Raw genomic sequence first — 12,987 nt, forward strand, 5'->3', positions numbered from 1 at the left:
GCTGAAATCAGTCGGCATTTCCGCTGTTATTTCTTAAATTCCCCATAAGTCTTATAGGTTTTTTCCTCATTGTCCATCACCGTTTGACTTGGCTGGTAATCCTCATCCCCATAAATATTCGCGTGCAGATGCCGCACCATATCGCTGTAGCTGCGCACCAGATACCCGCCCAGCCCCGGACAACGCATGATATCGTCATATTCACCGCTCGGTTCTTTATAAGTTTCAATGTTTGTCAGATCGAAGCTTAAAAGCGAAACGAGATACTCTTTGATCTCAGAATTCGTCAGGTTGGTCGTAATATAGGGAAGCATATCGTTGACGATCTCCATCAGTTCCAGAATATTCTTATGCTTCAGTTTGGCAATGATCGCGTTGATCACGTTGTTCTGGCGGTCCATCCGCACGAAATCACTGTCAATGTACCGCTGCCGGCAATACATCATTGCGTCATAGCCGTTAAGTGTATTAACACCGGTGTGCACGCTGTTCTTCGTGTTTCCCCGCAGTGCCCCGACTTCCTTGGCCGTCAGATCAATGTCAACCCCGCCGATCAGATCGACAAGCTTTTCCACGGCGTTAAAACTGAAGGTCACATACTGCGTGATGTCCAGGTCTAAATTATAATTCAAGGTCTGAACGGCCAGCGCAGCGCCGCCGAACCAGTAAGCCCAGTTGAAATGACCGTATTTCTGATGATCGCCGGGAATCCAGACGACGACGTCGCGTTCAATAGAGGTGATTTTTAATTTCTTATTATCAAAATCCAGTGATACAATTTTCATCGCATCGCTGCGGTCTTCGTCGGTGCCCGTCGGTCCCTGACTGTTGTCCGCGCCAAACAAAGCGATGTTCACGAGTTTCCGTTCTTTCACCGCTTCGCTGACCTCAGGCGCGATCGCCGCCGTATCGCTTTCGATGATTTCGCCATGTTCCATTTTGTTCAACATGGAATCCATGGCCCAATTCGCCGCGCTGTAACCGCAGCTGCCGATCAACAGAATGACGGCAAGAACAAGCAGTCCTGTTTTAACACCCTTTTTCAATTCCTTCACCTCTGCAATAATCTAAGAATCCGATAAATCAAGTTATCGTTTTTATTATACCAGTTTGAGACCGAAGCGAAACGGAAAAAGCGCCAAAGTTTCTTTTCTGCGAAAATAACTATAAATTTGGATTTGCACGATCTCAGAGCTTAATCCGTGTTCCGGAGGCAGCGGAAGGGGGACTTGCATCCAGCCGTTGGGAAGCCGTCATCGCCAGCGAATTCCTGAGGTGGAATAAAACAATAAAATCCAAGCCAAACAAATTGTAGAAGGAAGTCCGCAGTTGGCAGTTTGTTAAGCAAATATCCTTTTGCAAGACTGAAGGTCAGGTTTTGTTTTTGTTAAATCGCTTTATTCAACATTTCTATTTCATGAAGTTAATGGAAGAACATTTTCAGCTTGCTTTTTCTTCAAAATATCTCTATAACTAAATCAGAGTCTCTCGTGCCGACTTCAGTTTCCAAGGAGTCTGCGGGAAACGATCAGAAAACGAAACAGGGGGAGAATATGGAACTGACAGAGAAAACCAATTCGCAAAAACGAGTATTTACCGGGCGTTTGATTCATGTGCGGCATGATGAAGTCACTTTGCCCGACGGCACGGAAACGATCCGTGAGGTCGTTGAACATCCCGGCGGCGTGGCGATCGCGGCGCTGACCGATCAGAACGAACTGCTTCTCGTCGATCAATTCCGCTATGCCCAGCAGCGGATTATGCGTGAAGTTCCGGCGGGAAAACGAGAACCGGGCGAGGATCCGTTAGTCACCGCCCAGCGCGAACTGCAGGAAGAAACCGGCTATACCGCTGAAACCTTTGAGTTTCTGGGGGAAATGGTGCCGACCGGTGCATATCTGGAAGAAACAATTCAGATGTACAGGGCGAAAGGGCTGACTTTTGTCGGCACGCACCTGGATGACGATGAATTCTTGAACTGCGTGAAGGTGCCGTTGGAAGACGTCGTCGATCAGGTGATGCGCGGCGAGATCATCGACGGAAAAACGATTGCGATGACGCTGAAATTACAGAAATTGCTGGAGGAAGAAGAATGATGAATTTCGACTGTTTTGATCAACCTTACCCATCTAACCGCTATCCGGTGATGGCGCGCCGGGGGATGGTTTGTACAGGTTCCGCGCTGGCCTCGGCAGCCGGCTTGGAAATGCTGCGGCAAGGCGGCAACGCGATCGACGCAGCGGTGGCGACGGCGGCCGCGCTGACGGTTGTGGAACCGACGGCCAACGGCTTGGGCAGCGACGCGTTTGCGATTGTCTGGCACAAAGGAGAACTGATCGGGCTGAATTCCTCCGGCTTCGCTCCGGAAGCAATCACGGCTGAACAGGTTAAAGCCCAAGGCCATTCGACGATGCCGACCTTCGGCTGGACGCCGGTCACGGTGCCGGGCGCGGTCAAAGCCTGGAAAAGTCTGAACGAACGCTTCGGAAAGCTGACGCTGGCGCAATGCCTGGCCCCGGCGATCCGCTATGCCGAGGAAGGCTATCCGTGTTCTCCGGTTTTAGCCCATTACTGGCAGGCCGCTTTTGATAAATACAAAAAAGAATTTGCCGGGAAACCGGAATTTGACGAATGGTTTGCGACGTTCGCTCCGCAAGGTCATGCGCCGCAGCCCGGAGATAAGATCACCTTAAAAAATCACGCGGAAACGTTAAAAGAAATCGGCCGCACGCAAGCTGACAGCTTTTACCAGGGTCAGATCGCCGATCAAATTGACGCCTGCAGCCGCAAATATGGCGGGTATCTCCGCAAAGCGGATCTGGAAGCGTTTGAAAATGAATGGGTTACCCCGATCCGGCTGAATTACCGCGGCTATGAAATCTGTGAAATTCCGCCGAATGGGCAGGGGATCGTCGCGCTGATGGCGCTGAATATCCTGAAAGAATTCCAATTTCAGGAGAAGCTGCACGTGGAAACGGTGCACCGTCAGCTGGAAGCGATGAAGATGGCGTTCAAGGACGGTTTGTTCTATATTACAGATCCGAAGGCGATGAAGGTGAAAACGGAGCATTTGCTTGATCCGCAGCTGGGACGTCTGCGCGCCGATCAGATCACGGATACCGCGCAGGATCCGCAGGTCAGCGAGCTGCCGCAGAGCGGAACGGTGTATTTATGCACGGCGGATGAGGAAGGCAACATGGTGTCCTACATTCAGAGTAATTATATGGGATTCGGCAGCGGCATCGTCGTGGAGGGCACGGGGATTTCCTTGCAGAACCGCGGTCATGATTTCTCGCTGGATGATCAGCATGCCAATTATTTAGAGCCGCGCAAGCGGACGTATCACACGATCATTCCGGGATTTTTGATGAAAGAGGGCAAAGCGGTCGGCCCATTCGGCGTCATGGGCGGCTATATGCAGCCGCAGGGGCATGTCCAGGTGGCGATGAACCTGATCGACTTCCATCTCAATCCGCAGATGGCGCTGGATGCGCCGCGCTGGCTGTGGGAACGGGACAACCGGATCTACGTTGAACCCCACTTCCCAACCGCTTTGGCAAAAGCGCTGCAGAAGCGGGGACACCGGATTGAAGTCTGCCTGGATCCCGGCGTTTTCGGCAGGGGACAGATGATTCTCAGAATGGAGAACGGCACGTTGATCGGCGGGACAGAATCCCGCACTGATAGCAACATTGCCTGTTTCTGACAATGGCTTCAACACTGGAATTTGTCACGTATGTGACCGATCAGCTGGCGTTGGCCGGCACAATTACCTGGAAGCGGATGTTCGGGGAGGTTGGCTTATATTGCGATCAGGTGTTCTTCGCGGTGATCTGCGACGATCAGCTGTTTATTAAAATCACGCCGGAGGTGGCAGCCAGGATTCCGGATTGTCCGAAAGCGCCGCCCTATCCCGGCGCAAAGGAAAGTTTCTTAATTGAAGATCTGGACGACCGGGAAACGTTAGCGGAAATCGTCAGAGCAACCTGCGACGCTTTGGCGAAACCCAAATTCCGGCGGCCGAAAACTTCGAAAACTGAATCAAGATAGAGATAGAACAGGGAAAGACTCTGTTCTATTTTTTTTTAGTTGACTGCGCCAATAAAACGCGGTCATATAACCGCAATTTTGTTGACATCTTGTTAATATGAGCTATAATAGAATTAAGGAGGTGTCTAAGTGGGGACTCAAGCGAATACACAAGACATTTCGGCGTTTCTTGCGAAGATGAAGCGTCAATTATCCGCAGGAAACTATGATTTTGTTCCGCGGCGAAAAAATATGCAGGCATTAGCTCAGCATGGATTGACTATCCTAGATGCAAAAGATGTGATATTTAGTTTAACCGTTGGAGATTACTATAAAGGACCTAAGCAAGATTTAGACCCTCATCGACTCGGAGATATTTGGGAATTTAAGAAAAATGGTAATGAAAAACAGTTCTATATTAAAGTTAAAATCGTACACGTGAACGGTGAAGAGTTCGTTAAATGTCTTGGATTTCATGAAGATGATTATTCTTAGCGTATAGGAGGCAGCGTTAATGAGAAAGTATTGTGAACAATGTGAAAAAGAAGCAGAAACAAAAGTGATAACGAAACGAGAAGCTTATCAAGTTTGCGGTGAGTTAATTGAAGTTGACGCTCAAGTCCTGGTCTGTTCAGAATGCGGCGATGAACTTTTTTGCGAAGAATTAGACAATGCGACATTGGTGAAGGCTTACAATGAATATCGCAGAGTGCATAAGCTTTTACTTCCAGAAGAAATAAAAAGAATAAGAGAACAATATGGCTTAAGTCAAAGAAGTTTTGCGAAGCTGCTCAACTGGGGAGATAAAACTATTTGCAGATATGAAAATGGGTCTATTCAGGATAAAGCGCATAATAGCATTCTTTTATTCCTTCGTGAACCTGAAAATATGAGAACGTATCTTACAGAGAATGAAGTAACTTTGGATGAAAGACAAGTTACCAAACTTTTAAAGAGAATCGAAAAGATAGAAGAAGATGAAGAGTTTTGCACAAGCTGTCGAATCCTTAATCTGTTCTCCAATATTCCCTGCGAGGAGAATGGGTTTAAGGGATTTGATTATGACAAATTCTGTGCGATGGTTTTGTTTTTTGCCCATAAAAGCAGTGAATTGTTTAAAACCAAGCTAATGAAATTGCTTAATTACTCGGATATGATTTTTTACAAGGAAAATGGTATCTCGCTCTCGGGTTCAAAATATGTTCATTTTCCCTATGGCCCGGTACCGAATCATTTTGAAATCCTTTTGGAAAAAATGCAAATGGATCATATAGCTCATATTGAGATTATTTATGATAATGGATATGAAAAACATCAGATAATTCCGGATCGTGACATTCCGTCCGATGAATTTTCTGATGAAGAACTTAAAGTTTTGGAACGTGTAGTTAATAAATTCGCACATTTTGGATCCGCTGAAATTTCGGAATACTCACACAGAGAAAAAGGGTACAGTTCAACCAGAAAAGGCGAGATCATATCCTATTCTTATGCAAAAGACATTGAGTTAGACAGAGAATAGGATAAAGAAGAAATGCCTGAATTTTACTAGAGATCGCTTACGCCGATAAGAAACTCTGTATAAATTTCTGCCTTTTCATCTCAGTCATAATGATCAGACTTGTTTCAGTCATTCATCACTGAAAGCTTACAGACCAAGCTAAGCTGTTAAGCACTGAGATAAAACTGTGGTTTCGGATAAGGATGCGGATCTAAAACAACACGAGGGAAATCCAAAATGGAAATCCCTCGTTTTCTATCTCAAATAACAGACATTTAAATAATTAATTTTACAAGTGGTTAAGGACGATAGCGTTCTTTATTGTAAGCGTGGGTCAGCTCTTTGAACTGATCGTCCGGCTCCTGATCCTGGACTTCCTGCCAGTACTCCCAGGGTGTTTCGGAAGAAGCGAATGGATAACCTCGTTGAATACGCTCGTTCACTGCCTCTTTGTATTGCTTTCGGACTGGGGAAAGCACTTCCGGATGCAGCCAGGAATGCAGGCGCTGACGCAGTGTTGGCCGTTCTCCTAACGCGGAAGCTGCGATCTTTTCGCTGCGGAACCCCTTCTCCAGGGAAACAGACCGGGATTTCCGAATCAAACGAAGGAACCAGCGAAGCAGGAAAAACAGAAGCAAACCGACGGCGATCATGGCGATCACGGCCAGAATTCCGTTGAAAGCAGACGAAGCGGCGTTGGCGGATTCCGGATCGGGCGTTAGGATGACCTCGGTCTGGGGTGTCTGCGTCGTGGCTTCCGTTCCCTTTTGATGGGCCAGAATCCAGCGGATCAAACTTTGCAGCGACAGGATGATCGCCGAGAAGACAAATGCGAAGGCTTCGATCAACCGGCTTAAAATCCAGGTCAATCCCTGACTGAACAACCCGGCAGCCGCGAGAATCAAAGCGCTCAGCGGTCCGATTGCCAAGGTAGCTGCCAGTTGAATTCCCGCCAGCTTAAGCAACAGCTTTTCCTGGTCGGGATCCAGCTGGGACATCGCGGCCGGATCAGAAGGGTTGAAAAACTGGGACTGGATGCGCAGGCATAACGCCGCCAAGACCAGCAGCAGCGAGCTGCGGATCAGATCCGGGCCGGCGCTGACCGTATTGACCAGAATCAGAATCAGCGCGCCGATCCCCAACTTTCCCCATGAACAATCCCGCAGATCTTCCAGTGTCAGGATCAGGCCGGTTTCCAGAATCAACCCGACGGCGGTTAGCACCAGCGTCAGAATATTTTTTTGGATCGGAAGTCCAAACGCAAAGAGAACAATGTTCAGGAAGTATAAGCCAGACCGCAGCGCTGTTTTTTTCTCATGGGAAAGCAGCGACAGACCCCATTGCAGGATGAAAAACAGGACGCACCCTGGCAGGAAGAGCGTTCCGGGCAGAAAAGCCTGCACGAAGATGATCATGATCCAGAGTCCGCAGAGAACCTGCTGGAAGGCAAGGAGATACAGAATGCAGCGTTTCATTCTGTTTCCTCCTTCCGAAGCGGCAGCGCCTGACATCGCGCCGGCAGCGTCTTGGGATCCGGCAGTGTCCAACAGACCAAGGTCACGGCGGTGCCCTGAGCGCAGATCTTCATCACCCACTCGCGGATGGCCTCCGTCAGCGAATTCAGAATGAACAGGCAATGATGCGAGGCGTCCAACAGCTGCGGATATCGTTGAAACAAGCGGGTCGGCTCGCTCAGTGGATAAGGGGCGGCGCAGGCTAACAAATCCAGACAGCTGACCGTGTGGTTCAGACTGGCGTCGCAGACCGAGGTATCCGCAACGGAAAAACGCACGACGGCATTGGTGACCAGGGCCGCAGACAGCTGCTGGCGCTGACTTTGATCAAGGATCGCCGCGGCGAACTGCACCGCGCTTTCCATAAATTCCGCATCGTCCGCAAACAGATTCTGGATCGACTGCAGGATTAAAAAGATCGAAAATGCCGGGTCGGAAGTGTGATCGTATTCTTTAACGTAAAAGGATTGATACCGCGCCGTCGCCCGCCAGTCGATATCGCGGAAGCTGTCCTGCGGCTGATAGGGACGCACACCGGTAAAAAAGATCGGATCCGGGTAGAGCCAGCGGCGTACTGACTGCTGCCCCTGAAGTCCGCAGGGACTGGCTTCGAGCGCCGCCGGGAATTGCCGTAAGGGATGGACGACGCATAAGCGCGGCGTAGTCGGAGGACCGTCCAGCTGGGTCAGATTCAGATAATCAGAAAGGATCGTCGAAGCCCGGAATTCACCGGCTCCGCGCTGTTTCGCAGTAAACCGCAGCGAGCGGGTTTTCTTCTGGCGTCCGGCGAGCGTCGTATGCAGGACAAAGGCGTTCGTCGCGCTTTCGCCGGTCAGCGTCAGATCCGTTTCTTCGCAGTCCAGGATCGCGGGAAACGTAATCCGCACCGCGGCATGCGGCACACTCATCCGCTTTTTATTCTCAAGAATCACCGTGAGCGTCAGCGTCTGTCCCGGTTCCAGCCGGCTGACATCGCTGAGCAGCGTGACCGACAGACCGCGGGCGCCCCGGCGTTCAAAATCATAGCGTCCCAGCTGAACGAAAACCAGACCGAGGACGAAGATCAACAACAACGTCATGGGGGAATCAACCCTGGAACTTTTCAACCGGAACCGGGATTTCTTCCAGGATCTGCGCCAGTACGGCTTCCGCCTGCCGATCGGACCCCAGACTTAATCCGCCTAAAATCAGCCGATGAGCCAGGACCGGCTGGGCGCAGGCTTTTAAATCATCCGGCAGAACATAATCACGGCCTTGGATCGCGGCCATCGCTTTCGCGCAACGCACCCAGGCCAGGGCTCCGCGGGGACTGACGCCTAATTGAATCCGTTCATGCGCCCGCGTTCTGCCAACAACCTGCAGCGCATAGTCCAGCAATACATCGTGGATCCGGACCGCATCGACCTCATCCCGCAGCGCTAACAGCTGTTTTCCGTCGAGCACTGGCGAGAGCTGCGGCGCGGCCGCCTGGACGCTGAGATTTTTCAACATTCGCTGTTCCTCCTGCGGTGAAGGATAGCCGGGATGAATCCGGATCATAAACCGGTCGATCTGAGCTTCCGGCAGCGGGAAGGTTCCCTGGTTTTCGATCGGATTCTGCGTCGCGATGACAAAGAAGGGTTCCGGCAGCGGGTAAGTCGTACCTTCCACGCTGATCTGATGTTCTTCCATCGCTTCCAGCAAGCTCGACTGGGTACGCGGCGCGGCGCGGTTGATTTCGTCCGCCAGCACCAGCTGGGTAAACAACGGGCCCGGACGGAACTCGAATTCCCCTTTAGCCTGATTGTAGAACTGAATGCCGATCAAATCGGACGGCATCAGATCCGGTGTAAACTGGACCCGCTTGAACGAGAGATTCAGCGACTGGGCGACCGCTTTGGCCAGCGTCGTCTTTCCGGTGCCGGGTACGTCTTCTAAAAGAATGTGGCCTCCGGCTAATAAACTCATCATGATCAGGCCGCAGCTCTGTTCGCTGCCGACCATGATCTGTTCGATATTCTTCTTTAATAAGGATGCGGCTTCCTGACAGTTCATGGATATTCCTCCTGCGATTTTTCTTATTTTAACATGAATTACGCTTGGGATTCGGAAAGTCGGTTGAAAATAGCCGGGGAAATTGGAAAAAAACAAAAATTTTAAATAATTTTGATGAAATTAGACAAAAAGTCCCAAACTGTTCACCGCTCCTTCATTGAATCTGAAAGCATTCAATGAGATAATAAAACCAATCGGAAATTGACGTTTCCTGGCCTGAGGGAAACGTTCGGCGGTCAATCAAAAACCAGACAGGAGGCGGAGACCATGTTTGAGCGGATGCTGGAAGGCGGACACCGGCCAACCCCGGAGGAAATTCAAAACACGCTGGGCAGGGAAGCTTGCGCTCACCTGGCCAGGCTGGAAACGCGGCTGGCGGATCTTTACGATCTGCGCAAAGAACTTCGGTTTCCGTTTGGCAAGGACTACGGCTGGGGCATCAAGTACAGCCACAAAGCCGTTCATTTAGCGTATGCTTTTTTGGAGCAGGGAGCGTTTACCGTAATGCTTCAGATCGGCGATGGCCGTGTTCCGGTGCTGAAAGAATGTTTATCCTCGTTGAGTGATAAAGCTCAGTCGCTGTGGGAAAACCGTTATCCTTGCGGTGAGGAAGGCGGATGGATCCGCTATCGGATTCTGAAGCCGGACGAAATCGAAGAAGTCCTCCGGCTGATTGCGATCAAAAAAGCACCGCCGAAAAAACGGTAATTATCAGATCTGAAACAAATGAAGGAAAGGGGCTGACTATGCGAAAAGGAAATCGCTTATTACTGATCATGACCGGCTTGCTGGGGCTGTGCGCCGCGGTGCTGCTGCTTCTGGTCAGCGTATTCCGGGTGGAAAGCCTGACGATTATTGAACAAAATACCGAATTGATCTACCAGAGCAGTTCGGCGGAAATGATGGGCTTTGAATTCAGCTATTTAAGCGCTCAGGACGAATCGAAAACTGTGGAGACCCTGCGTTTTGTCGCTAAGGATTTTCCGGTCTACGTGATCGGCCGCACGACGCAGAGCTTCGGCCCGTTTGAAGTGACGACAGTGCAGGCGGTCATCGCGCCGATGGACACGGAATGGCCGGAAAGCGGCGGTTTGGATTTGTCCGACGCGATTCTGACGTTCACCGACGGCAGCGAGGAACAGATCCGGCTGGGCAAGCTGAAGCTGGTGCCAAAAGAAAAGAATGAAGGTCCGTATGAAATTACGGAAATGACGTCCAAGGACGACGGCAGTTTTGTGATCCGGTTAAATGCGACAAAAATGCTGCATTTCGCCAGTATTTCCAGCACGGCAGCGGAAAATGTGCTGGATGTGCTGGAACTCATCATCAACGACAAGCCGGTGGAGGAATGGAAAGGTTTGCTGGTGCCGCAGGGGGAGATTGTGATCCAGGGCAGCTTTAAGGACAAAACGGTTGATCCGCTGCAGTCGATGCGGCTGAGTCCGACGATGACGTTGGAGGATGAAAAAGGTAATCCGTTTGATCTCCAGTTCACCACCGAGCGTAAACGGCAGGAAGGGTTCAACGTCTTCAACCTGTTGTCGACCACACGGAAAGGAGGCAGCGAATGAAAAAGGGTATGCTTCTGATTTTCTGGGGCTTGATGTTTCTGACACTGACGATCGTGGAACTGCCTTGGGAAGGTCTGGTCTGGGGTTTCAATATGATTGGCTACGGCTTATGCGCAGCGGGCATGCTGATGACCTTCAGAGTCAGCGAAATCCGCGCGTTTCTGATCTCCGGCGTCGGTCTTTTGGGCGCGATGATCTGCTGCCTGTTGTCGCTGGCGGCCAGTCTGCCGCTGCGATACAGTGGAATTCTGATGCTGGTGTGCCGGATCTTTGAATTGTTCGGTTTTGCGAAAATGTTTGAAGGCTGCTGGTGGCAGTTCCGCCGGCGCCGGCTGCGGGAAAAAGCGAAGGAAACAGATCTCCGCATGAAAATCTATATGTTGGCGTTCACTCTATGCGCAATCGCCGAGGCGGCCTGCTGGTTCATCGGGGCGGCCTGGGCCTCGCAGATCGTCCAGCTGATCATTCGGCTGGTTTACGGCATGCTGATGGCATGCGTTATGCTGTATTCGGAAAGCGACTCGCTGCTGCCGCGCGAGGAAGAAGCGAGAATGTAAATCTGATCAGAAAACCGGTTCGCCGGTTTTTTGTTCATTTTGGCGAGTGAAAATAACGATAAAACGGAATGGGATGATTTGGAAAGTGCATTTCAGGTATGAAGAATGAGCTCCTGATTTTATTCGGAGGACTCGATTTTATGAATATGAAAAACAGAAATCCTAGGCATGAACTTGAAATGAAGGACAGTAAGAAGTATAATTAACTCAGAAGAGAGTGATTCTTCGATCAAGAAAAAGAAGCCTTCTTCCTAAGAAGAATCACTTACTCCAACAGCATCAAGAAGTTGATCAGGGTAAAATGAAAATAAAGAAAACGGCAGGTCAAGATCTTAAAAAATAAAAAGGAAGGGGATATCAATGATTTATACACTAATGAATCAGAAGAAGGCGGTACTTGATCTGAATTATGACGAAGATTTCCAGGCGGCGACGGAAATCACTGCCATTTATAATTCTGCCTATGCTCCTTTGTCGCTGATAGATAATCAAGAGATATCTCTGAAAAATTTGAATAACTGGCTGCGCAGACGGAGAATTCCTTCTTTGCGCGATGGATTGAACGATTTACTTAGCTATTTAGGAATTCCGACGACCGCGGATCTGGCGTTAAAGAACCTGGCTTTGTCTTTAAGTGATCAATACTGGCTGTGTCCGGAGGAATCTTATCTCACCTGGGAAGAAGTCAATTTTTTTCAAAATGATTACAACAGCCTTGCGTTTTCCGACGGGACTTTCGGATCGTCAACGAATCCGTCGGGCTTATCGTATACGTCCGGTCTTGATCCCTTTCATACGCCTAACAATACGGCAGAGGGAATGCTCCGAAAGGTTTGGCTACGGGATCAGAACGGTCAAAATTATCTTTATAAAGCGGCGAATTCCAATTTTAATTTGGAACCTGTCAACGAGGCTTTAGCGACGCTGATCTGCGAATGTTTGGAAGTGCCTCATGTTCCTTATAAAATAAAACGGTTAACTGACCGGAGAAGAAAGAATACAGTGAGTGTTTGCCCCTGCATGATCAATGAGAATGAAGAAATCGTCACGGCTTCGGATATTCTGCGAACCGCAGATCAAAGCGAAGGAAAGACAATGTATTGCGAGTATTTACGAAGACTGGAAAATAAAAATGTTCCCCGAGCAGAAGAGTATCTGCAAAAGATGTGGATGCTTGATTATTTAATGATGAATGAAGATCGTCATTTGAATAACTTTGGCATTATCCGCGATGGTCGGACGTTGGAATGGACACGGATCTGTCCGATTTATGATACAGGCCGAGCGATGAACACAACCTTATCCCGGGATTATTGGACGTTTGATGATGAGAAAGCAGAAATTAAATTTTTCACTAGAAACTTTTGCGCTTGTTCATGCCTTACAGATATTTTTACGATATCAGTTTCCCGAAAGCAGCTTAACGCCTTACGGGAACTGGTGAGGCCTTATCAGAGTTTGCTGGAAAGTGTTGCCGATCGCGATCATCTTAATCGAGAAATTATGGAGACGCTGACGACTGGTTGGTTAAGCCGTGTTGATCAGTTTGAAAAGGTTTTGAAAATGAAGGGCTTGATCGTTGAATGACGGGCGAGACGGAAGAATTGCTTTGAATAATAAAGTCTTCCATTATGAATGAAGAAAAGTTCGTCCAACGCGGCGAAGTTAGACAAGGCATTTAAGTGGATAACCAGCACAATGCGAAATCATCGAAAAGAACAATCCAGTCGCAAGTGAGAATCCTCTACGCTAATATAAAAGAAACGAAAACATAGACAACG

13 protein-coding genes are annotated in these 12,987 nt (G+C 49.3%); 9 read left to right on the forward strand and 4 right to left on the reverse strand.

The annotated features are described in order from the left end of the window. Positions 1–26 precede the first annotated feature (26 nt). On the reverse strand, positions 27–1,046 hold the full coding sequence (locus DWY25_RS15030) for an LCP family protein (protein ID WP_117895906.1): 1,020 nt from the start codon (positions 1,044–1,046) through the stop codon (positions 27–29). 507 nt (positions 1,047–1,553) lie between these two features. On the opposite strand from DWY25_RS15030, the gene DWY25_RS15035 reads away from it, so the two are divergent. The 5 genes from DWY25_RS15035 to DWY25_RS15055 all read left to right on the forward strand — a co-directional run bounded on the left by DWY25_RS15035 (position 1,554) and on the right by DWY25_RS15055 (position 5,551). Further along, a complete protein-coding gene (locus DWY25_RS15035) occupies positions 1,554–2,096 on the forward strand; it encodes an NUDIX domain-containing protein (protein ID WP_117895907.1) in 543 nt (180 codons plus the stop codon). Beyond that, positions 2,093–3,706, forward strand: coding sequence for a gamma-glutamyltransferase (gene ggt / locus DWY25_RS15040; RefSeq protein WP_117895908.1), 1,614 nt, complete (start codon positions 2,093–2,095; stop codon positions 3,704–3,706). Before DWY25_RS15035 ends, ggt begins: the two co-directional genes overlap by 4 nt. Before the next feature lie 2 nt (positions 3,707–3,708). Then, positions 3,709–4,050 carry a TfoX/Sxy family protein gene (locus DWY25_RS15045; RefSeq protein ID WP_117895909.1) on the forward strand — a complete coding sequence of 114 codons (342 nt, stop codon included), beginning with the start codon at positions 3,709–3,711 and terminating at the stop codon, positions 4,048–4,050. A gap of 129 nt (positions 4,051–4,179) precedes the next feature. Continuing rightward, positions 4,180–4,524, forward strand: coding sequence for a type II toxin-antitoxin system MqsR family toxin (locus tag DWY25_RS15050; RefSeq protein WP_244925992.1), 345 nt, complete (start codon positions 4,180–4,182; stop codon positions 4,522–4,524). 19 nt (positions 4,525–4,543) lie between these two features. Then, complete coding sequence (locus tag DWY25_RS15055; protein ID WP_117895910.1) at positions 4,544–5,551, forward strand: type II TA system antitoxin MqsA family protein; 1,008 nt, start codon at positions 4,544–4,546, stop codon at positions 5,549–5,551. A gap of 278 nt (positions 5,552–5,829) precedes the next feature. On the opposite strand, the gene DWY25_RS15060 is transcribed toward DWY25_RS15055, so the two are convergent. From DWY25_RS15060 to DWY25_RS15070, 3 genes are read right to left on the reverse strand one after another with little or no spacing between them, the layout of a single operon-like run. After that, entirely contained in the window at positions 5,830–7,005 is a 1,176-nt protein-coding gene (locus tag DWY25_RS15060) for a DUF4129 domain-containing protein (protein WP_117895911.1), read from the reverse strand. Then, positions 7,002–8,123 (reverse strand): DUF58 domain-containing protein, encoded by a 1,122-nt coding sequence (locus DWY25_RS15065; RefSeq protein ID WP_117895912.1) that lies wholly within the window; start codon positions 8,121–8,123, stop codon positions 7,002–7,004. Before DWY25_RS15065 ends, DWY25_RS15060 begins: the two co-directional genes overlap by 4 nt. Positions 8,124–8,130: 7 nt before the next feature. Continuing rightward, on the reverse strand, positions 8,131–9,078 hold the full coding sequence (locus DWY25_RS15070; protein WP_117895913.1) for an AAA family ATPase: 948 nt from the start codon (positions 9,076–9,078) through the stop codon (positions 8,131–8,133). A gap of 267 nt (positions 9,079–9,345) precedes the next feature. Between DWY25_RS15070 and DWY25_RS15075 the strand changes: the two genes are divergently transcribed. From DWY25_RS15075 to DWY25_RS17780, 4 genes are all read left to right on the forward strand, one after another. Further along, positions 9,346–9,786, forward strand: a complete 441-nt coding sequence (locus tag DWY25_RS15075) for a DUF3788 family protein (protein ID WP_117895914.1) — start codon at positions 9,346–9,348, stop codon at positions 9,784–9,786. Positions 9,787–9,824: 38 nt separating this feature from the next. Next, positions 9,825–10,649, forward strand: a complete 825-nt coding sequence (locus DWY25_RS15080) for a hypothetical protein (RefSeq protein WP_117895915.1) — start codon at positions 9,825–9,827, stop codon at positions 10,647–10,649. Beyond that, entirely contained in the window at positions 10,646–11,206 is a 561-nt protein-coding gene (locus DWY25_RS15085) for a hypothetical protein (protein ID WP_117895916.1), read from the forward strand. The genes DWY25_RS15080 and DWY25_RS15085 overlap by 4 nt, the downstream gene beginning before the upstream one ends. Positions 11,207–11,581: 375 nt before the next feature. Further along, the gene (locus DWY25_RS17780) at positions 11,582–12,793 is read left to right on the forward strand and encodes a HipA domain-containing protein (protein WP_187117674.1); all 1,212 of its coding nucleotides are present in this window, start codon (positions 11,582–11,584) and stop codon (positions 12,791–12,793) included. The last annotated feature ends 194 nt before the right edge of the window (positions 12,794–12,987 follow it).

Source organism: Holdemania filiformis (assembly GCF_003459085.1).
Taxonomy (GTDB): Bacteria; Bacillota_I; Bacilli_A; order Erysipelotrichales; family Erysipelotrichaceae; genus Holdemania; species Holdemania filiformis.